24 protein-coding genes are annotated in these 18,820 nt (G+C 61.8%); 23 read left to right on the forward strand and 1 reads right to left on the reverse strand.

What is annotated here, in order from left to right; translation table 11 throughout:
- Nucleotides 1-4 precede the first annotated feature (4 nt).
- A complete protein-coding gene (locus tag P73_RS22875; protein WP_245629305.1) occupies nucleotides 5-295 on the forward strand; it encodes a hypothetical protein in 291 nt (96 codons plus the stop codon).
- A 28-nt stretch (nucleotides 296-323) separates the two neighbouring features.
- Here the strand turns inward: P73_RS22875 and P73_RS22880 are convergent, their stop codons facing one another.
- A complete protein-coding gene (locus P73_RS22880) occupies nucleotides 324-620 on the reverse strand; it encodes a hypothetical protein (protein ID WP_043872243.1) in 297 nt (98 codons plus the stop codon).
- A 337-nt stretch (nucleotides 621-957) separates the two neighbouring features.
- Here P73_RS22880 and P73_RS22885 point away from each other — a divergent pair, with 337 nt between their 5' ends.
- The 22 genes from P73_RS22885 to P73_RS22980 all read left to right on the forward strand — a co-directional run bounded on the left by P73_RS22885 (nucleotide 958) and on the right by P73_RS22980 (nucleotide 18,801).
- A complete protein-coding gene (locus tag P73_RS22885; protein WP_043872244.1) occupies nucleotides 958-1,443 on the forward strand; it encodes a hypothetical protein in 486 nt (161 codons plus the stop codon).
- Between the two features lie 40 nt (nucleotides 1,444-1,483).
- Nucleotides 1,484-2,422, forward strand: coding sequence for an ArdC family protein (locus tag P73_RS22890; RefSeq protein ID WP_043872245.1), 939 nt, complete (start codon nucleotides 1,484-1,486; stop codon nucleotides 2,420-2,422).
- Between the two features lie 23 nt (nucleotides 2,423-2,445).
- On the forward strand, nucleotides 2,446-2,655 hold the full coding sequence (locus tag P73_RS22895) for a DUF6330 family protein (protein WP_043872246.1): 210 nt from the start codon (nucleotides 2,446-2,448) through the stop codon (nucleotides 2,653-2,655).
- Between the two features lie 87 nt (nucleotides 2,656-2,742).
- Nucleotides 2,743-3,132, forward strand: coding sequence for a DUF3768 domain-containing protein (locus tag P73_RS22900; protein ID WP_043872247.1), 390 nt, complete (start codon nucleotides 2,743-2,745; stop codon nucleotides 3,130-3,132).
- A gap of 155 nt (nucleotides 3,133-3,287) precedes the next feature.
- Nucleotides 3,288-5,270, forward strand: a complete 1,983-nt coding sequence (locus tag P73_RS22905; protein ID WP_043872248.1) for a ParB/RepB/Spo0J family partition protein — start codon at nucleotides 3,288-3,290, stop codon at nucleotides 5,268-5,270.
- A gap of 76 nt (nucleotides 5,271-5,346) precedes the next feature.
- Complete coding sequence (locus P73_RS22910) at nucleotides 5,347-5,940, forward strand: hypothetical protein (RefSeq protein ID WP_043872249.1); 594 nt, start codon at nucleotides 5,347-5,349, stop codon at nucleotides 5,938-5,940.
- Nucleotides 5,940-6,593, forward strand: coding sequence for a DUF6927 domain-containing protein (locus P73_RS22915; RefSeq protein WP_043872250.1), 654 nt, complete (start codon nucleotides 5,940-5,942; stop codon nucleotides 6,591-6,593). Before P73_RS22910 ends, P73_RS22915 begins: the two co-directional genes overlap by 1 nt.
- Before the next feature lie 124 nt (nucleotides 6,594-6,717).
- Nucleotides 6,718-7,044: a type II toxin-antitoxin system PrlF family antitoxin gene (locus tag P73_RS22920; protein ID WP_005668772.1), complete on the forward strand. Its 327-nt coding sequence runs from the start codon at nucleotides 6,718-6,720 to the stop codon at nucleotides 7,042-7,044.
- The gene (locus P73_RS22925) at nucleotides 7,041-7,559 is read left to right on the forward strand and encodes a type II toxin-antitoxin system YhaV family toxin (protein WP_008282927.1); all 519 of its coding nucleotides are present in this window, start codon (nucleotides 7,041-7,043) and stop codon (nucleotides 7,557-7,559) included. Before P73_RS22920 ends, P73_RS22925 begins: the two co-directional genes overlap by 4 nt.
- A 94-nt stretch (nucleotides 7,560-7,653) precedes the next feature.
- Nucleotides 7,654-7,818 carry a hypothetical protein gene (locus P73_RS26210; RefSeq protein WP_169747688.1) on the forward strand — a complete coding sequence of 55 codons (165 nt, stop codon included), beginning with the start codon at nucleotides 7,654-7,656 and terminating at the stop codon, nucleotides 7,816-7,818.
- A complete protein-coding gene (locus tag P73_RS22930) occupies nucleotides 7,808-7,960 on the forward strand; it encodes an antitoxin PaaA2 family protein (RefSeq protein WP_043872251.1) in 153 nt (50 codons plus the stop codon). Before P73_RS26210 ends, P73_RS22930 begins: the two co-directional genes overlap by 11 nt.
- A gap of 103 nt (nucleotides 7,961-8,063) precedes the next feature.
- Nucleotides 8,064-12,326 (forward strand): strawberry notch family protein, encoded by a 4,263-nt coding sequence (locus tag P73_RS22935; RefSeq protein WP_043872252.1) that lies wholly within the window; start codon nucleotides 8,064-8,066, stop codon nucleotides 12,324-12,326.
- A gap of 121 nt (nucleotides 12,327-12,447) precedes the next feature.
- Nucleotides 12,448-12,834 carry a DUF6878 family protein gene (locus P73_RS22940; RefSeq protein ID WP_043872253.1) on the forward strand — a complete coding sequence of 129 codons (387 nt, stop codon included), beginning with the start codon at nucleotides 12,448-12,450 and terminating at the stop codon, nucleotides 12,832-12,834.
- Between the two features lies 1 nt (nucleotide 12,835).
- A complete protein-coding gene (locus P73_RS22945; protein ID WP_043872254.1) occupies nucleotides 12,836-13,297 on the forward strand; it encodes a DUF6915 family protein in 462 nt (153 codons plus the stop codon).
- Nucleotides 13,298-13,397: 100 nt separating this feature from the next.
- Nucleotides 13,398-13,700, forward strand: a complete 303-nt coding sequence (locus P73_RS22950; protein ID WP_043872255.1) for a hypothetical protein — start codon at nucleotides 13,398-13,400, stop codon at nucleotides 13,698-13,700.
- 124 nt (nucleotides 13,701-13,824) lie between these two features.
- Entirely contained in the window at nucleotides 13,825-14,553 is a 729-nt protein-coding gene (locus P73_RS22955; protein ID WP_043872256.1) for a DUF736 family protein, read from the forward strand.
- 285 nt (nucleotides 14,554-14,838) lie between these two features.
- Complete coding sequence (locus P73_RS22960) at nucleotides 14,839-15,246, forward strand: hypothetical protein (RefSeq protein WP_043872257.1); 408 nt, start codon at nucleotides 14,839-14,841, stop codon at nucleotides 15,244-15,246.
- Nucleotides 15,247-15,393: 147 nt separating this feature from the next.
- Nucleotides 15,394-15,975: a rhomboid family intramembrane serine protease gene (locus tag P73_RS22965; protein WP_043872291.1), complete on the forward strand. Its 582-nt coding sequence runs from the start codon at nucleotides 15,394-15,396 to the stop codon at nucleotides 15,973-15,975.
- Nucleotides 15,976-16,410: 435 nt separating this feature from the next.
- Complete coding sequence (locus P73_RS26090; RefSeq protein WP_156108168.1) at nucleotides 16,411-16,578, forward strand: hypothetical protein; 168 nt, start codon at nucleotides 16,411-16,413, stop codon at nucleotides 16,576-16,578.
- 45 nt (nucleotides 16,579-16,623) lie between these two features.
- Nucleotides 16,624-16,929: a helix-turn-helix transcriptional regulator gene (locus P73_RS22970; protein ID WP_037240913.1), complete on the forward strand. Its 306-nt coding sequence runs from the start codon at nucleotides 16,624-16,626 to the stop codon at nucleotides 16,927-16,929.
- Nucleotides 16,926-17,816, forward strand: a complete 891-nt coding sequence (locus P73_RS22975) for a reverse transcriptase family protein (RefSeq protein WP_043872258.1) — start codon at nucleotides 16,926-16,928, stop codon at nucleotides 17,814-17,816. The genes P73_RS22970 and P73_RS22975 overlap by 4 nt, the downstream gene beginning before the upstream one ends.
- A gap of 19 nt (nucleotides 17,817-17,835) precedes the next feature.
- Nucleotides 17,836-18,801, forward strand: coding sequence for a toll/interleukin-1 receptor domain-containing protein (locus P73_RS22980; RefSeq protein ID WP_043872259.1), 966 nt, complete (start codon nucleotides 17,836-17,838; stop codon nucleotides 18,799-18,801).
- The last annotated feature ends 19 nt before the right edge of the window (nucleotides 18,802-18,820 follow it).

Consider the following 18,820-nt stretch of genomic DNA (forward strand, 5'->3'; position numbering starts at 1 on the left):
GTCAATGGGGTGTACCCGAACCCCGCTCCGGCTGCTTGTTGCGGCAACGCTCGTCAACATCGTGCTGATCATCGAGGTGCCAAAGATCGAGTCGCAGCGCGTGGGGTTAGAAACCCATGTCCGCAAATGGGTCATGCTGGACGAGATCAACACCGATATTCTGGAGCGGTCCTATGTCTGGGAGGACCGCACGCCCATCGGCACGTTCAGTTCCGCCTTCACATCCAGGATCCAGTCCAGCCTGATCGCGCTTGCCAAGTCGGGCGGGGCATCGGTTGTTGATCGGCTGAAGTAGTCTCGATCACCGCAGGGTCAGCCCAGCTTCATTTGTTCCCGTCGATCCACTTCGACATCAGCCCCTTGTCGCGGAAACACTCATCCGGCACGGCGCGGCGTTTGATCCGGGCGAGGCGTTCGGCGAAGGCGACCTGTTTGGACGAGGGCAGGCTGTTCAGCGCTGTCGCGGATGTGAGCTTGGCTTGTGCGTCGATCCAGGCGCTCAGGGACCGGCGGTCCTGCTGAACCTCCCACGGCAAAAGCGTCTGGTTGCGCAGTGCCAGCGCGCGCGCATAGGCGATCTGCTTTGGCGTCGCGGGCAGGGCGTAAGTGGTGCTTTCCATCGGGGCTCTCCCTTCATAGCTTGGTTTCAGAATAGAACATAACAGGAACAAAAGCAAGCCGCCTGCGCAAATCATGGGGTTTGAGAGGAAGAGGAGGGTCGGGGAGGATCAGGCCTTTGAGGTGCCCGAAAGAGCGTGTCCGGGCCTGCCCCTGTTCTTCAATGGGGTCTGATGCCGGAAAGTGCAGGATCCTAGGTTCTCATGAGCTTTGCATTCAACATTCTCCGGCATCAGTTCCCCAAAGAGTGAAAGTGTCCTTCGGGTTTTGTGACTGACGGATGAGGGCCTTTGGGGTCCCTCGGATGGGTCCGGGCCGGATTCCGGTCTGCCGTTCCTGATGAAGGGCATTCTCATGCAAACAGGTGTCTTGCGCGTATTGCGCGCGACCGCTGCCTCGTGGTGGCGACACAAGGAACTACGCCGAACCGGCCAGACGGGGCAGGCACAACGGCGCGAGCGCGAGACCGTCCTACGTGATCTCGGTTATCTGAAGCAGGCGGCGCTGTTGCCTAACGCGCATGTGATCTGCGGAGAGGGTGGGACATTCCTCCATCTCGGTTGGACCACCGTTTCAACCTTCGCGCCAATCGAGCGCTTTCCCTTGGCCACTCTTGCGGTAGCACGAGGGACCCCGTTTATCGATATCCGACCCGTCACCGATGTGATTGCCTTCGCGAACCTGCCGCGGGTGACGCGGGACGGATCGGACGACCCTGAACCTTCGGGTCCCGGCAGGTCCGTGTCGCTGACCACCTACATCGACATGGTCGAACAGCTCGGCGCGAGCATCACCAACGATCCGCGGCCCTGTCGGTCAACCTAGTCACCACTCCCTCTTACCAAAACTCGAAAGGACGCCAGCCATGGCCCGATCCCGCACGCCCAAATTCGATGCCTCCGAGGTCATCACAAACGAAATCATCCGTATTATTGAGCGCGGCGTCCTGCCGTGGCGCAAGCCTTGGACCGCAGGTGGCAGCTCTCGTCCCCTGCGCGTGGGCGGTGAACCCTACCAGGGGGTGAACAACTTTCTGCTGACGATGCGGACCGTGATGGCGGGCCACAGCTCTCCCTTCTGGATGACGCTGCCGCAGGCCAATGCGTTGGACGCAAAGGTCCGCAAGGGCGAGAAGTCCTCTGTCGTCGTTTACTACGGTCAAAGCCGGAGAGACGCCGGCGATGAGCATGATCACAGCGACGGGGATGATCACTCCGAGGAAGCCCGTATCTTCCGCTTCCAGAAATCCTACCGTGTGTTCAATGCCTGCCAGATCGAGGGCTTGCCCGACAGCTTCTACCCTGACCCGGAGCCCGTGCCCGAGCATCCGCCGTCCGAGCCCATCCCGCACATGCAGGCGTTTTTCGATGCCATCGACATCACGACCGTCTTCACAGGAACGGAAGCGTACTACCTGCCGCCCGTGGACAAGGTTTACATGCCGTCCATCACGCGGTTCCAGGACCCGCGCAATTTCTACGGGGTCTGGGCCCATGAGCTGGCCCATGCCACGAAAGCCCCGCATCGACTGAACCGAGATTTCGGTCTCTCGAAATTCGGCAACACCTCTTACGCGCGCGAAGAGATCGTCGCAGAATTGACCTCGGTGTTCCTGGGTCAAACGCTTGGCTTCACGGCGCATACGCTCGAGATGAATGCCGCCTATCTCCACAACTGGTTGCGCGTTCTTCGGTCGGACAAGGGTGCGATCTTCAAGCACGCCGCAGATGCGCAGCGCGCCTGCGACTATCTGATCGCCAGATCGGAGACGGGCAGGGCAGGGCGCAGTGCCGAGGCCGCCTGACCACACAGAGAACGGAGACTCGCATGTCACGTAAGGAACCCAAGACGCTGCGGGTGGCCTGCTTCAACGACGGCCGCCGCAAGATCATCGTCTTCAAGCGCGGTGCCTATTGGTGGAGCCCGTCCGAGGGCGCTTATCCGCTCTCGGCAGCGCTCGAGAGCATCAAGCACCAAGGCGGCTGGATCGAAACCATCCCCAACCCGAACTACAGAGCCAGAGGGCTGTTCGGGTAAGGCGCCTTCTGCTTCGATCCTTTCGCCAAGCAGAAAAGTGAAAGCGGGCTTTGGGAAGGGTGTTTCAACTTCTCAAAGGAGATCCCCATGTCCATGACCGTTCAACCCCAGCCAGACCGTCCAGATCCGACCGTGATCGCGGCGCAAAACGACGCGTTTCGCAAGCTCGCGTGCCTTGGGGTGCCGCCCGTGCAGCCCATTCAGGGCCGCATGCATGTCACTCGCGCGCTTATGGAAGCCGATGACGGCTTCATGGCCGAGGCGGTGAAGGCCACCGGTGCGTTCGATACATTCGAGCCCGAGAATGACCCTGAAGGCTGGCACGATTTTGGCGCGGTCGAGATCCGGGGCGAGACCGTGTTCTGGAAAATCGATCTCTATGAAGCAGACTCGGATTTCCGCTACGGGGCTGAGACCCCGGACAATCCTGCCACCACCGTCCGCGTGCTGACCATCATGCTGGCGCGCGACTGGTAGGGCAGGGGACTCCTCACCCTGACATCTGAGACGATGAAGGCCCGCTGACCCCTCAAAAAGGCAAAGTGGGCCTTTTGTCGTGGTGATCCCTGAAGCCGGGGATTGGTCACGCGCAAGCGCGCGGGCCACACCTCACCCTCCTGGAAGGATATCCCATGACCACAAGCTTTGCTCCCCTTACCGTTGCTATCGGCGATCTCGTCCCGCATCCCGCCAATGTACGCAGCAACGCGCCGGAAACCTATGATCCCGAGAACATCGCCCATCTGAAGGCCAGCATCGCCGTTCTGGGTCTCCTGCAGCCTCTCCTGGTCCAGAAGCTCGACGGCAAATACGCAGTGCTCGCCGGTGGCCGACGCCATGCCGCGCTGAAGGAGCTGGTCGCGGACAAGGCCACCAAGGAGTTCACGGCGAAGACCAATGTCGACTGCCGCCTCGTGCCGGAAGACTGCGACGTCACCACGGCACTGTCGCTCGCCGAGAACATCACCCAAGCGCCGATGAATGCCATCGACGAGTTCGAGGCTTTCGCCCGGATGATGGAGGTCGACGGCCAGACGCCCGAGACCATCGCAAAGACCTTCGGCACGACCGTCGCCGCCGTGAAAGGCCGGTTGCGCTATGGCCTTATCCACCCCGACATCCGCGCCGCGGCACGGGGCAAGGTGATCACGCTCGACACGATGAAAGCCTTTGCCGAGCACCCGAGCCAGGAGGCGCAGCGCGAGGTCTTCGAGGCGCTCACGAAGGACGGCGGCTATCTGCAGGCCTATACCGTTCGACAGGCGCTCAAATCCCGCGGCGTGCAGGTCAGCGACGATATCGGGGCCTTCGTGCGCGCGGACTACGAGGCGCGGGGCGGCGCCGTCGCGGCCGATCTTCTGGAAGAACATTCCGTGCTCGAGGATGCAGCACTGGTCGAGACCATCTTGCTCGAGAAGCTCGGTGCGGCTGCCGAAGAGGCCCGCACGAGGCTGGGCTTTGCCTGGGCCGATGCGATGGTGCGGTATGATTACGCGACAATGGCCGACTACGGCCGCGTCTATCCCGGCCCGATCGAGCCCGACGAGGCCGCCCAGAAGCGCGTGGATGAAATCACCGCCGAGCTTGAGAAATTGCAGCTCGAAATGGAGGACGAGGGGCTCGAGGACGGTGCCTACAATGCCCTTTACGACCGCGTCGACGCTCTGGAAGAGGAAGCCCGCGACCTGCAGGAGGCCTACAGCGCCGAGGACCTCGCGCGGTCTGGGGTAATCGCGTCCTGGTCGGGCGGGCAGGTGACCCTCCATGTTGGCCTCGTCCGCCCGGAAGACACCGTCAAAAAGGAGGGCGCGCGCGGCTCCTCGGCTAGCCCGACCGGGGAGGAGGCCCCAGACGCCGGCGAAATCACTTATCCAGCCTCACTGGCCGAGGATCTCAAGACCGAGCGCGCCATGGCGCTCGGGGCCGCGATGGCGCTGCATCCGGAAGCCACGCTCGATCTGACGCTCTTCAAGCTGGTCAGTGACGTTCTGGCCAGTGGCATGAGTGTCACGCAGGCGATCAAGATCGATGCCCGCAAGGAATACCGCAGCCATGCCAAGATGGACGAGATCGACGAGACCTCGCTCGAGCAGGTGGCGGCGGCGCATGATGCGCTTGATCTGTCCTGGCTCGATGACACCCGCGCGCCCGCCGATCAGTTCGCGGCGTTTCGCGCGCTGGAGGCCGGCGAGAAGGCCAAGCTCGTGGCCTATGCCACGGCCAGCACCACGCAGTCCTGCTTCGCGCGGGACCGCCAGCGCGACAGCCTGATGCATGCGTTCGAGATCGAGATCATGCCCGACATTCGCGCCCACTGGACGCCGAATGCGGCCCTCTTCAACCGCTTCAAGAAGGCCTGGCTCCTGAAGATCCTCGGCGAGGATCTGGGTCTGGCCCAGGAGGCTGTGACGCTGGCCTCGTCGAGCAAGAAGGAGATCGTGGCCTTCTGCGACAAGCTCTTCGCCGAGCCCTTCGCCACGCTCACGGATACACAGCGCGCTGCCGTGGCCGCCTGGTGCCCGCCGATGATGCAGACCGCCGGTGTCGCCTGTGACGAGGCGGAGCCCACTGTGGAAACCCCGGAGCCTGACAGCGAGGTCGCGCAAGCGGCCTGAGCCATCACGCGACCCGCGCGTGGGCCATGCCACCCGCGCGGGTCGACCCTTCCAAACCGAACAGAAAGACATCCCCATGGCTATTCTCAAGTTCTCTGCGTCCGCTGTTGCGGCGCAGATCGCCCATGCACGCGCCTGCAAAACCTTCCTGCCCAACTGGAACGGGCCCGTGGACAGGCCCGCCCTGATCCTCATCGTCGGCAATGGCGTGCATCTGCGCTCAAACGGCATCGATGGCACGACCACCCGTATCGTCACCACCGAGCAGGCCGATCCGTCCTTTGCTTTCGCCGATGGCATGAACCCGTTTCGGGACACCGACTGGATGGCGCAGCGCCGCATGGCGTTTCGCGATCTGACCGGCCAGTTCTACACCGACATCCTGGATGACGTGCAGGTGCTCATCGACCGGGGGCGGGGTGCGATCCGGCTCGCCACCGATGGCCACAGCATCCGCGTCCTCAAACGCCGGGCCTCGGACTATCTCATCGGCGGGACCTACGAGGTGCCCTCGGGCCTCGGCGGCACCTTCCGGGTCATCCTCAAGGATGCCTGCGACACCTTCGCGATCGTGCAGAACTGCGGCAATTGCGAGGATTTCGACGCCATGCAGCCCTACCGCGTGCCGCTCGATGCGCTGATGGAAATCGATGACCGGAGGGCGGCGTGATGGGTTGGCTCTTCTACACCGACGGCCGCGTCCAGACCTACGCGGATGAGAAAGCGGAGATTGCCCGGCTCTGCACCTCTCATGGCGAAAGGCGCAAGACGGAACTGGTCAAAGCCTGCAAGGTGGGTTCGACTTGGTACGCGGCGGCAAAGGTCACAAATATCGACGGCACCCCTGTCGAAGACACGACCTATGTCACCGATGCGGATGGCTCCATCACTTTCGCCGCCGTATTCCTTACCCGATATGATGACGGCTGCTGGGGCTACAAGGACATGGAGGAAAGCGCGGGACCGGTCGAATCCCGCGCGCCACTGAGCCTATTGGCCCTGCTGTCCGAGCTGAAAGACCCAGACAGCTATGCTCATGCCTGGCGCCAGCGCTGCCAGGACTGGGCTGCGATCCCGGACTACGAGGAAGGCGACAAGATCAAGCTCGCAGCACCTGTGACGCTCACCGATGGCAGTACCTGCCAGATTGTCACCGCGACCCACTACAGGCGCGGGCGGCAAAAGCGCCGCTGCTACCGCATCGAGGAAACTGGTGGGCTCGTACGCCTGTCGAAGGCCTCGCTTGCGGGCTCGGAGCTGCTCAGCTCCGCGAAAGGTGCGGCTAGCCCGGTGCTGGCGGAGTTCCTGGCGGGGCGAAATTAGGTCCTGCGCCGGACGGTTCATCGACCTGCCCGGCGACAGCAGATGCTGCGGCTTGTCTTGACAAGGCAATGCAAATGCATTACCTATCGCGGGCAGCAAAGAACCTTTTCTTCAGGAGACTGCCATGACAGCCCTCGCACAAGATGTCTCGAAACTCACGGATCGGTATCAGACGACCGTGCCGGCGGGTGTGCGCAAACAGCTCAAGCTGGGCAAGGGCGACCAGATTCGTTACTGCACCGAGCCGAGTGGCAGGGTCTATATCGAGCCCGTGCGCAGCGACGAGGAAGATCCCGTGCTCGGAGCCTTTCTCGATTTTGTCGAGGCCGATATCAAGGCGCATCCGGACCGCATTCGGGCGTTCGATGGGGCTTTGCATGACCGTCTTGCAGCACTGGTCGGAGACGTTGACGTCGATCTCGATGCGCCGCTATCGCTCGAGGATGAATGAGCGGCGATAGCGTGCCCGCCCAAGCGCCCCTTGTCGTAAACGGATGGTCGATTTATGCGCATCCGCTCTTTCTGGATCAGCTCGAAGGGCTGATTGAAGAGGTCGAGGCGCGTAAGGCACGCGATCCTAAGACCTGGCGCAAGAAAAACCCGACGAAACGGCTGGCCGCCATCTTCAAGCTGGTCACCGAGGCCATACCGGCAGATCCGGGTGCCGCCGCCTTCCGGCAAGGCGGCACACTCGGCGATCACCGCAAGCATTGGTTCCGGGCGAAATTCTTCCAGCAGTATCGGCTGTTCTATCGGTTCAACAGCGATGCGAAGGTCATCGTGGTGGCCTGGGTGAACGACGACAAGACCCTGCGCGCCTACGGCAGCAAGACGGATGCCTATGCGACGTTCAAAGGGATGCTGGAAGATGGCAATCCACCTGACAATTTCGACGCGCTCTTGAAAGAAGCTGCAGCGGCGGGCAAGCGGTTCGAAACTTCCCTTGAAGCGGTGCCCGATCGGTAAGTGGGCCAGCTTGCTGTGACCCTTTGGCATTATCGTTTACGACGCCTAGTTGGAATATGTAGCATCGGCTGATAATACGGTCGGAGAAAGCACAATGATTGAGACGGAAAAGGATAGGCAGCACCTCGGGCTAGAGGAGCAATGCGCGCCTGACCTGACGGGGCACCGTTTCCCAATTGCTGTGCGCGTTGCAGACATGCCCGATGACCTCGGCAAGCTGCTGGATATCGGGCTCGAGGAGCATTTCCGTGGCGGCTGATGTCAATTCGTATGATACGTGGTTTTGCGCGCAGGTGCAGGCCGCGCTGGAGGATGCACGCTCGGGAACATCTCAGGTTCAGGTGATGCAGGCCGCACAGGCATTGATTGATGCGAAGCGGCAGGTCGAACCCAAGTCCTGACCAAGCCTTGGGGGGCAGCGCGGTCTGACCCCCGTCACCCTGAAAAGCGAAAGCGGGCTTTTTGTCCTTTGGAACTCAGACCCTGATCCAAAGGAAAATCCCCATGTCCAAACCCAGAACGGCCAACCCGGCTCTCGCAATCTCCGAAGCCGATCTCGCCTCTGCCCTCGCGCAAATCGGCACGGAGGTCGATGACCAGCCCCTGCGCAGTTCAGCGCTCGCGCGTATCATGCGCGAGACGTTTCATGGCAGCGATGCCGGTGGCGCCTGGGACTGGCGCATGGCCTATGACATGATGCAGGCAGCGGCCATCCAGGTGCTTCTGCGTGGGGCCGGTGCCACAGCAGACATCGCCAACGCAAAACTCCTCGCCTCACGTCTCCTTACGGAAACCCGCCGGTCAGAGCAGCAGATCCGGCTACAGCAGTTTTCCACGCCGCTGCCATTTGCGGCGCTGGCCTTGCGGGCGGCAGCCGTTCGCAAGGGCGAGACCGTGCTGGAGCCCTCGGCTGGCACCGGTGCCCTGGCAGCTTTCGCCGCCCGGGCCGGTGCCACCCTTGTGCTCAACGAGATCGACCCCTTTCGCCAGAGCCTTTTGCGCGCGGCCTTTGGTGGCGATGTGACGGGCCATGACGGCGAGCATATCGACGATCTGCTTCAGACGCCGGTTCTACCCGACGTCGTGGTGATGAATCCGCCCTTCGCCTCCTCGGTCGACCGATCCCGCGACAAGCACATCGCTGCCAAACATCTCATTGCGGCTGCAAAGCGCCTGGCACCAGGTGGGCGCCTGGTGGCGATCATGCCGCCGGGGTTCACGCCCGAACGCGATGCCGCGCATTGGTCCCGCGCCTGCGGTCTCCTGACGCCACGATTGGCGCTGACGATGCCGAGGCAGGTCTACCGCAAGCTCGGCACCTCTGTCGAAACCCAGCTCATGGTCTTCGACAAGGTGCAGGAGGGCGGCGAGATGATCCGCGCCACTTTGTGCGATCTGGATGAAGCCCTTCCATTTGTCGATGCCGTGGCCGCAACACGGACCGAGATGAGCCCGGCCCAACGGGTTGAAGCGATCCCTCATGCTCGGCCGACCGTTCGATCATCTGTCCCGCGCAAGACCGCTGCCGGTGTTATCACCGCCCCCACAGCCAGGGCCAATGCCGTCCGTCCGCTCAGCTTCACGAGCCTTCAGACCCCGCGCAACAACATGCCCATCTCGGACATCTATGCGCGCTACCGTCCGCAACGGATCAAGATTGCGGATGCGCAGGAACATCCCACGCCGCTCGTTGAAAGCATCGCCATGGCCTCGGTTGCCCCGCCCATGCCCTCAAATACGGGCCGTGATGACTTGCGCCTGCCCGCACGGTTGATCGAGGAGGGACATCTCTCCGAGGCGCAGCTGGAAACCATCATCATGGCGCATGACGCCCATCGGCGCGACCTGCCGGGTCGGTTCGCGATCGATGACGACCAGACCAAGCTGACGCGCGCCGATGATGACCCGGATGCACGTGCCTATCGCCTTGGCTATTTCCTCGGCGACGGCACCGGTTGCGGCAAGGGGCGCGAATGCGCGGGGCTCATTCTCGTGAACTGGCTGGCCGGTCGCAGAAAGGCGATCTGGGTCTCCAAATCCGCCACGCTCATCGAGGACGCCATCCGCGACTGGACCGATCTCGGCGGCTCGCCAGCCGACATCCAGCCGCTCTCAAAATGGAAACCGGAGCAGCCCGTCCCTATGGGTGACGGTATTCTCTTCGTCACCTACGCCACGCTGCGGTCCGCGGGCAAATGCGGCACCACACGACTGAGCCAGATCCTCGACTGGATGGGCGAAGACTTTGAAGGCGTACTGGCCTTTGATGAGGCCCATGCCATGCAGAACGCGGCCGGGTCCGAGCAGGGCAGGGGGGTCAAACCCTCCCAGCAGGGCCTTGCTGGCCTGCGGCTGCAACTGGCAGCACCCCGCGCTCGCGTCTTCTACATCTCGGCCACGGGTGCCACGAGCGTGCACAACCTGGCCTATGCCGCGCGGCTGGGGCTCTGGGGGCAGGGCCCCGAATACCCCGTCCCAAGCCGCGAGAGCTTCGTTTCTGCGATGGAAGCCGGCGGTGTCGCTGCCATGGAGGTGGTCGCGCGCGATCTCAAGACGCTCGGGCTTTACACGGCGCGTGCCCTCAGTTTTGATGGGGTGGAGTATGACGTGCTCGAACACGCGCTCACTCCGGCCCAGATCGAGGTCTATGACGCCTACGCTGGAGCGTTTCGCACCATCCACCACAATCTCGAAGCCGCGCTGACGGCGACCGGCGTCAACGACGCCTCGGGCGAGACCAATGCGTCGGCCGCACGCGCCTCGGCCAAGTCCCGCTTCGAAAGCACGAAACAGCGCTTCTTCAACCATCTCCTGATGGGCATGAAGGCTCCAAGCATTATCCGCGCCATCGAGGACGATCTGGCGGCGGGCAAGGCTTGCGTCATCCAGGTGGTCTCGACGGGTGAGAGCCTGCTGAAACGTCGACTTGAGACGATGGATCCCGAGGATGAACTCGTCGAGGGTGCCTTGACGCCGCGCGACTATGTTCTCGGCTACCTCGAACAGGCCTTCCCAATCCATGCTCAAAAGCTCGTGGAGATCGATGGCAATATGGTGGCCGAGCCGCTCCGCGATGAAACTGGCGCGCTGGTCGTCTCGCGCGAGGCGCTCGCTCTGCGTGACGCGGCCATGATGGAGTTGATGACGCTGGCCCCGATCCCCTCGGCGCTCGATCAGATCCTCTGGGCCTTTGGCGACGAGGCTGTAGCAGAGGTCACGGGCCGGTCCATCCGGCCCCTCAAGGCCGAGGATGGCCACCTCTTCATCGAGAAACGCGCCGCCAGCAGCAATTCATCCGAAACCCAAGCCTTCATGGACGGCGAGAAGGATATCCTTATTTTCTCCGATGCAGGCGGTACGGGCCGGTCCTATCACGCGGCGCAAACGGCGAAGAACCAGAAACGGCGGCGGCACTATCTTCTGGAGCCCGGCTGGCGCGCGGATGCGGCCATCCAGGGGCTCGGGCGCACGCATCGCTCGGCTCAGGTCAGCGCGCCCTTCTTCCGGGTCTGCACCTCGGATGTGCATGGCGAAAAACGTTTCACCTCGACTATAGCCAAACGCCTCGACCAGCTGGGGGCCTTGACCAAGGGTCAGCGCGAGACCGGCTCGCAGGGCATGTTCCGGGAGGAGGACAATCTCGAAAGCCCGATCGCGCGGGCGGCGCTGCGTGGGTATTTCGCCGATCTTGCCGCCGGGCGCGCTGAGGCGATGAGCTACGAGAGCTTCACCGACTGGACAGCCCTGCGGCTGATCGACAAGGACGGGGTGCTCCTTGAGGAGCTGCCGCCGATCCAGCGGTTTCTCAACCGAGTTCTGGCCCTGCCCATCCACATGCAGAACGCGCTCTTTGGCGAGTTCATGCGCCGGATCGCTGATCAGACCGAACGCGCGCGCGCGGCAGGCACGCTCGATCTCGGCGTGGAAACCCTGCGCGGCGAAAAGATCGAGCAGGTCTCCACAGAGGATCTCTGGACCTGCCCGAAATCCGGCGCCGTGACGAGGATTATCGGACTTGAGGTGACGGACCCAGTGTATGTCCTGGGCGCCGAAGAGGCCATATCGCGCAACCCCGACAAGCTGCCGATGGTCAATCGCGCCTCCGGTCGCGCGGCGCTCATCTCGGCGCGGCCCATGCAGATGTATGACGAGGACATCGTCACGCTGATGCGCAAGGTGGTGCGGCCAAACGGGTCGAGCTATCTCGAAGAGGCGCGGTTCGAGTCCTCGGCTTGGGAAGATATTGAGCGGCGCGAGTTCACCCAGCTTTGGGACGCAGAGGCTGCGTCCCTGCCAAAAACCACCACGACCAAGCTCTACCTGCTGACCGGGCTGCTGCTGCCGATCTGGAAGGACATTCCGACCACCAATGAGCGCATCTACCGGGTCACGCCCGATGGGGCGACCGCCATGATCGGGCGCACGCTGAGCGAGGAAGGGGCGGCCGCGCTGCGCGCCCGCTTCCTCGTCTCCAACCCGCAAACACCGCAGGAGATGTTGACCGCCGCCCTCGGCACCACCGCGCCTGTCGATCTGGGCCGGGGTCTGACCCTGACCCGTCGCCGTGTCGCAGGCGAGATGCGCCTCGAGCTGGGCGGCGCGGATCGGGGCATGATTGATGGCCTCAAGGCAATGGGGTGTTTCACGGAGATCATCGCCTTCCAGCTGCGGGTGTTCCTGCCGCATGGGGACGGGATCGACACGGGAAGCATTCTGGCCCGGATCGTGGGGCAGGAAGCCGCCATGACGTCAGAACAAGCCGCCTGAAAAGTCAAAGAGGGCTTTGGGCCGGGCGTCGCGGATCTGGGTTTCACCGGTCTGCGCTTTCCGGCCGCGCGCTGACCAATGCCACGCCCGGCCCCCCAATTACAGACAAGAGGACGGACCCATGACCAATCCCCAGATCGATTATGCCGCAATGGCGGCTCAGTGGCGCGCGGAGCGCGAAACCACCTTGAAGGCATCCCGAACGGAGCTGCTCGCGCAACTACGTGCGCTTGGCATCAGCGGGGTCACTGCCGAATACGAAGGCTATGGCGACTCCGGCAATGTCGAGGATGTGACGGTGCAGCCTGCAGAGGTCCAGCTGCCGGAGGCGCTTGCCGCAGAGGTTGGCGACTTCGCCTGGTCGCTGGCCTATCACCATCACCCGGGGTTCGAAAACAATGAGGGCGGCTATGGCACGCTGACTTGGGACATTGCAGCAGACAGCATCACGCTCGATCACGCGGACCGCTATGTCGAATGCTCGCACAGCTATGACGAGGGTCTTTGAGATGGCCCATCCGCTTCATCATGCCGAAAGCTCCGCCCGGAAATTCGGCGGGGTGCCGTCTGACTATCAGGCGATCCACGACTGGTTCGATGCCTCGAAAGAGCACCTCGCGCTCTTCACGCACCGCGCCATGCGCCACCATGCCCAAGGCCTGTTCGATGCCGAACGTGTCTTTGGCCTGACCCTGACCAATAGCGCAGGTCGGGACATTCCCGTGCGCTGGATCGGCGAGCAACACGTTCGCGAAGACTGCCAGGGCCGCATCCCGACCATGGCAGACTGGCTGCGACGGATACAACCTGAGCCATGGATGGCCAATGGCCACATCGACCGGCATTCTGGCGATGAGCCCTGCGGCGACCCAAGGGTTGCCTGGGCCTCCGAGGTCGCCGCCGGCCGAACGGTTCTTGGCCTGAAAGATTGGATGGCGGCGCGTGCGACGCAAGCCACGCAAAGCGCCTGACAGGTCTCGGCCGTTTGCCAAACGAATGCTGCATGGAAGCCCGGTTGGACGACCGGGCTTCTTGTGTCGTTTGCCCACCACTCTTCGTAAGGAGGATCACATGACACTCGATGACATCAAGGCGGCCGTCGATGCCGGGCAGACCGTGCACTGGGCCAATACCGGCTACGTTGTCCACAAGGACCGGCTCGGTCAGTACCTCATTACCTACGTGCCGAATGGTAGCTGCATCGGTCTGACCGACCAGGAAGGGCACCGGTTGAACGGCAAAGAGGCGGAGTTCTTCATCGCGCGACCGGAGGACGGCGCGGAAAATCCGGGCAGCCAATCAAGACCAGACGGGCAGGGGAGGGGCGTAGCACGCGGAGGCGCGGGGGCATTCCCACTCGGACGGCAGCCCTGACCCGTGGGCGGGGCTGAAAGGAAAGCAGGCTTTCTGATTTGTGATCCCTCAAGGGGTCGAGAAAGCAATCCCGGATGCGCTGGCAAAAACGTCAGGCACCGGCCAATCCAAAAGGAACCATCCCATGTTCGCAGGAACCCTCACCCGCAATGTCGAGACCGCAGCCGCTCAGTACACCGGCATGATTCACGGGGCACGCTTTGACATCGCCATCCAGTTGGAGGCGCGGGCCAAGATATCCGAACGCAGCCCGGATTTTGACGTGACTGCAGTCAACAAATCAGGCCGCAAGGTGCGCATCGGCACGGCCTGGAACGAGACCGGCAATACCAGCGGCAACCCCTACATCTCGATGCAGATCGATGTCGGCTTGGGCCCGTTCCGGGTCAACGCGGTGCAGACGAAAGAGGCGCGCGCGGCCCAGAGCGGCGCGTTCGAGATCATCCCGCTGGTCTCGAACGGCCTGATGAAATCCGGCTCGATCTCGGGCGAACTCACCGCCATGGACGCCGACAACGCCTTCACCGGCTACATCGCGAACATGATGTTCGATCTGGAGTTCATGCTGATCGAGAACAGCTACAAATCCGAAGAGACCCACCCCGATTACCGCATCGAGGTCAGCTCGCCCCGGGGCACACCGATCCGCGTCGGCTCGGCGTGGATGGCGAAAAGCAGCCGCACGGGCAATGACTACCTGTCGCTGCTGATCAACACGCCCGATGGTGACCTGCGCGTGAACGCCGTGCAGAACGAAGAGCAGCGCGGCGGGCAGACCTTCTCGATCATCCCGTTCATCGACAGCGGTGAGCAGCCGCAGGACGCGGGCGCGGGGCTCTCCTTGGTCGCCTAATCGGCGCGCGAGGGGGAGACGATCTGAACCCAAAGGGGAGCCGTGGGACCACGGTTCCCCTTTTTTCATGTCCGTTTGCGTGAAGGACGCCACCCGCTTGCGATCTGGTGTAAATGCGATACAATAATATATTACCGCAATATCGAGGGCGGGCGCGTGGCGGCTAGATCAGGGACGGATCCATGGTTCGAGAGCTTTAATGTTGAGTCAGAGGTTGCAGATCTCCTCGCCCATATCGAGCGCTGCACCGGATTTGCGCTGCCTGACCGCAAGCGTGATGTCCTCATGACCCATGCAAGGGCAAAGCTCGACAGGACAAGGCAGGCATATCTGGAGGCCAAGGCAGCTGGAAAGCCGGTATCCACATCGCGGCGTGCGTATCTGACCGACCTGCAGGACACGATCTTCATGGCGATCCCGGAAGAGAACCTCGCGCGGATGCCGCTGAACCAGCAGGTTTTCAACGACCCGTCATTTTACGCGGACGCCATGCACCGCGCCGCTGCGATCAGCGAGGATGAGCTTTTCATGGCGCTGTCCCCTTCGCTGAAAGACATGACGGTCCAAAACGCCCGGGCCTTCGTCTCGCAGCTCTGGCACGGCACGATTGACGGCAATGCCCGCAAATACGCCGAAGCCCTGAAGCGCCCCGAGCGTGAACCGCAGCCCTTTCGCCCGGGGAACACCGTGTAAGATCGAGGCCATTTTCTTGGCTTGGGCTGTAACCAAGTTGGCCGCCCCGAACTCCGTTGCAGGCGGCGGCATCCAGTGCAGCGCGCGAAAACCATTGAAGGCGCTGTGGTGACGTCTACTGTCGCCAACATGATGAACCGGGATCACATGCGCGCCTTCTTTCGGCGCACCGCGGCGCTTGTCGCCTTTGTCGCGCTGCTCTGGGCGGTCCAGGTCGTCAATTGGATCTTCGGTTACGGTTTGAACCCGGCCTTCGGCCTGATCCCCCGGCATGTCAGCGGATTGGATGGTGTCATCGCCATGCCCCTCCTGCATGGAAGCTTCGCGCATCTTATGGCCAATACGCCGCCGCTCCTGGTGATGGGTGGGCTGCTGGTGGCTACGACCACGCGGGCCTTGCTGGCCGTGAACGCCGTGGTGATCGGCCTCGGCGGCGGTCTTGTCTGGCTGTTCGGAAGCTCGGCCATCCATATCGGCGCGTCAGGGCTCGTCTTCGGCTGGTTTGGCTTCCTCGTCGCGCGCGGCCTCGTGGATCGCTCCCCGATCACGCTGGGCGCGGCACTGGTGGTCGGTGTCCTCTATGGCTCCCTTCTCTGGGGCGTTTTTCCAGGCCAACCCAGCGTCTCGTGGGAGGCGCATCTCTTCGGCGCTTTGGCCGGCGCGGCCGCTGCATTTCTTGTACGAACGCATGTCCATGTGCCGCGCCTCGGCGGCGTCGATCTGGACTGAAGCAATGCACTCGGCCAAAACCGGACATCGGTGACGGATACAGCGAAGGTCCGGAAGCGACCTTCTTGGACTTTCAGGGCCTCGATGACGGCGTCTTCGTTCGTAACGGTGTCCCTTAGGGAAGTTGCAAAAAAATCGCCTACAGCGATCTTGTATCGCGCAAGGAAGATCCTATCTATGTCTTATCGGTATGCCGGGCTTCGGTTCGGTTCGGAATAAAATCGCTGTACTTAGGGTCGGTTCACCGATCCGTGGAGGGGCTAGTTCCCTCTGACGCCTACCCCCCAAGCGGCCCCTGTGGCGGCGGCGGGGCGGCGGCCCCCCGGGCGACCCCGGGGGGCCAGCATAAGGGATAAGGACGGTCTCTCCGTTCCTCGCGCTGGTGGCGACACCCTTCCGCAATCCTGCGGCAGGGCCAGCAGAGGAGGCCATAACATGGCTTACGACACCGACGAGATCAGCCAGCGTGGGACACGCGAGACAAAACGGAAGCGCAAGCCGACGTGGAAGTCTCGCCTGTTAAAGGGCGCATTCTGGGTAGCCTGGGGGATGGGGAAACTCTTTGACCTCATCGAATGGCTGTCCCGGTTGTCCGGCGACTAACCGCGCGACCCTTAATGTTCGCATTTGGCGAAAGGAGGACCGAGAATGCTAGGTGAAGCACTGAGATTGATCCGGGTCTTCCATGACCTGAAACAGAACGAGTTGGCGGAACGCCTCGATATTTCCCAATCGCACCTTTCTGATATCGAACGATGCCGGAAAGTGCCAAGTCAGGAAATCGTTGCACGATACGCCGAAGAGTTTGATCTGCCAGTCAGTTCGATCTGGTTTTTTGACGAGAAGCTGACAGAAGGCACGACGCCGGGCGCTATCGAGAAAGCGCGTGGGGTTGTCGCTGACAAGATACTTGATTTTCTGAGGATGATCGAGCGGAAGCGAGCGTCATCATGACGAAGCGCCGCGACAAGTCCTATGCCCTCGATCAATGTGCCCTCTATCGGTGCAGCACACGCAAAAAGTTGTTCAAACTATTACAGACCAGTTCCGAGAAGTTTGCTGAGTTGAAGGCCGCACCCGATCTCTACAAGCCTCTGCGCAAGAAGAAAAAAGACGGAACATTCCGTCCTGTCCTTGCACCACGGGGCGATCTGAAGCGTATTCAACGGCGGATCGGAGAGTTGCTGCTGCGGGTGAAAACTCCGGACTACCTGATGTCGCCAGTGCGCGGTCGCTCGAACATCGACAATGCCGCACGGCATCGCGGTGCAGCAGCGTTCCATCTTCTCGACATCGAAGATTTCTATCCGAGCTGCACAGCCAGCAAGGTAGCATGGTTCTTTGGAAAATATCTTGGGTGCCCTCCCGACGTAGTGAAGGTCCTCCTTGATCTCACAACGCTGAACGGGGTTCTGCCAGCCGGAAGCCCTGCCAGCCCATCGCTGGCCTTTTGGGCCTACGCTGACATGTGGGACGAGATTGATCAGCTGACCCGTGATGCCGGATGCCAGGTTAGCGTGTATGTCGATGACATAACAGTTTCAGGGCAAAACGTTCCCGGGATGCTGGTTCATGCGATCAAGGAGCGGCTTGCTCACCATGGTCACAGCTTCAAAGCGTCAAAGGAAATCGGTCAGATTAATGCGCCGGTAGTCGTAACGGGCGTGGTGGTGCGAGATCAAACGCTTCTCATGCCAAACGTTCAGCACCTAGAACGTCATAAACTTAGGGCAGAGATCGCGAAACTTCCCGAGGGATACGAGAAGGCTAAGAAGATGGCCTCTCTCATGGGGCGTGAAGGCACCGAGCAGCAAATCCTGGCGCGCAACCAGGCTCACTGATTTTCAATGATGGGTTAACATGACGACGGTTTTCTTTTCCTACTGCCACGCTGACGAGGCACTACGAGACCAGCTGGAATGCCAGCTCAGAATCCTTCAGCGTCAAGGCCTGATAGAGACCTGGCACGACCGCCGGATTGAGGCGGGGCAGGACTTCGCCGGTGAGATCGACGCGCACATTGAAGCCGATGAGATCATCCTGCTGCTGGTAAGCCCGGATTTTCTAAACTCTGACTATTGTTATGAGATCGAGATGACTCGTGCGCTGGAACGGCATAAGGTGGGAGAGGCCATCGTGATCCCGGTCATTCTGCGCGATTGCCTCTGGCATGGCGCACCCTTCGGCAAGCTGATGGCCACGCCAACGGACGGTCGTCCGGTCACGCAATGGCCGGACATCGACCATGCGTTCCGTCTCGTCGCCGAAGCCGTTCAGGCGGCAGCAAAGCGCAACGGTAGTCCACAATCGGTCACCAAGCAGTCAGCGGCACCTGCCATCATGCAAAACACGCAGTCAGTCAACAGATCGACACCGGCTCAAGTGATCCGGTCAAGTAATCTGCGGGTGGCCAAAACGTTCACAGACCGTGATTGTGATGCTTTCCAGACCGAGGCGTTTGAGTTCATGGCAAAATATTTCGAGAACTCGCTTTCTGAATTGTCGGCTCGCAATCCCGAGATTGACGGGTCGTTCCGCAGGCTTGACGCAAATCGCTTCAGCGCTGTTGCCTACCATAACGGTCAGTCTGCTAGCCGCTGCACCGTGTTCATGGGGGGGCGGCATATGGGGGGCATTGCTTACACTGCGACCGAAAATGCAGACACCAACGGGTTCAATGAGAACCTAACCGTCGAGGCCGATGAGCAAACCCTGTATCTGCGGAGTATGGGGATGGCACACTTTGGCCAAAACAGAGACCAGAAGCTGACGTTCGAGGGTGCGGCAGAAACTTATTGGCAGATGTTTGTGAAGCCACTTCAGTAACCGCATCAGCAACTTTACG

It is taken from the genome of Celeribacter indicus (assembly GCF_000819565.1).
GTDB lineage: Bacteria > Pseudomonadota > Alphaproteobacteria > Rhodobacterales > Rhodobacteraceae > Celeribacter > Celeribacter indicus.

Bases quoted from the DNA above. Each gene is read 5' to 3' on its own strand.
- P73_RS22875 (WP_245629305.1), top strand. From the start codon at position 5: ATGGGGTGTACCCGAACCCCGCTCCGGCTGCTTGTTGCGGCAACGCTC.
- P73_RS22880 (WP_043872243.1), bottom strand. From the start codon at position 620: ATGGAAAGCACCACTTACGCCCTGCCCGCGACGCCAAAGCAGATCGCC.
- P73_RS22885 (WP_043872244.1), top strand. From the start codon at position 958: ATGAAGGGCATTCTCATGCAAACAGGTGTCTTGCGCGTATTGCGCGCG.
- P73_RS22890 (WP_043872245.1), top strand. From the start codon at position 1,484: ATGGCCCGATCCCGCACGCCCAAATTCGATGCCTCCGAGGTCATCACA.
- P73_RS22895 (WP_043872246.1), top strand. From the start codon at position 2,446: ATGTCACGTAAGGAACCCAAGACGCTGCGGGTGGCCTGCTTCAACGAC.
- P73_RS22900 (WP_043872247.1), top strand. From the start codon at position 2,743: ATGTCCATGACCGTTCAACCCCAGCCAGACCGTCCAGATCCGACCGTG.
- P73_RS22905 (WP_043872248.1), top strand. From the start codon at position 3,288: ATGACCACAAGCTTTGCTCCCCTTACCGTTGCTATCGGCGATCTCGTC.
- P73_RS22910 (WP_043872249.1), top strand. From the start codon at position 5,347: ATGGCTATTCTCAAGTTCTCTGCGTCCGCTGTTGCGGCGCAGATCGCC.
- P73_RS22915 (WP_043872250.1), top strand. From the start codon at position 5,940: ATGGGTTGGCTCTTCTACACCGACGGCCGCGTCCAGACCTACGCGGAT.
- P73_RS22920 (WP_005668772.1), top strand. From the start codon at position 6,718: ATGACAGCCCTCGCACAAGATGTCTCGAAACTCACGGATCGGTATCAG.
- P73_RS22925 (WP_008282927.1), top strand. From the start codon at position 7,041: ATGAGCGGCGATAGCGTGCCCGCCCAAGCGCCCCTTGTCGTAAACGGA.
- P73_RS26210 (WP_169747688.1), top strand. From the start codon at position 7,654: ATGATTGAGACGGAAAAGGATAGGCAGCACCTCGGGCTAGAGGAGCAA.
- P73_RS22935 (WP_043872252.1), top strand. From the start codon at position 8,064: ATGTCCAAACCCAGAACGGCCAACCCGGCTCTCGCAATCTCCGAAGCC.
- P73_RS22940 (WP_043872253.1), top strand. From the start codon at position 12,448: ATGACCAATCCCCAGATCGATTATGCCGCAATGGCGGCTCAGTGGCGC.
- P73_RS22945 (WP_043872254.1), top strand. From the start codon at position 12,836: ATGGCCCATCCGCTTCATCATGCCGAAAGCTCCGCCCGGAAATTCGGC.
- P73_RS22950 (WP_043872255.1), top strand. From the start codon at position 13,398: ATGACACTCGATGACATCAAGGCGGCCGTCGATGCCGGGCAGACCGTG.
- P73_RS22955 (WP_043872256.1), top strand. From the start codon at position 13,825: ATGTTCGCAGGAACCCTCACCCGCAATGTCGAGACCGCAGCCGCTCAG.
- P73_RS22960 (WP_043872257.1), top strand. From the start codon at position 14,839: ATGACCCATGCAAGGGCAAAGCTCGACAGGACAAGGCAGGCATATCTG.
- P73_RS22965 (WP_043872291.1), top strand. From the start codon at position 15,394: ATGCGCGCCTTCTTTCGGCGCACCGCGGCGCTTGTCGCCTTTGTCGCG.
- P73_RS26090 (WP_156108168.1), top strand. From the start codon at position 16,411: ATGGCTTACGACACCGACGAGATCAGCCAGCGTGGGACACGCGAGACA.
- P73_RS22970 (WP_037240913.1), top strand. From the start codon at position 16,624: ATGCTAGGTGAAGCACTGAGATTGATCCGGGTCTTCCATGACCTGAAA.
- P73_RS22975 (WP_043872258.1), top strand. From the start codon at position 16,926: ATGACGAAGCGCCGCGACAAGTCCTATGCCCTCGATCAATGTGCCCTC.
- P73_RS22980 (WP_043872259.1), top strand. From the start codon at position 17,836: ATGACGACGGTTTTCTTTTCCTACTGCCACGCTGACGAGGCACTACGA.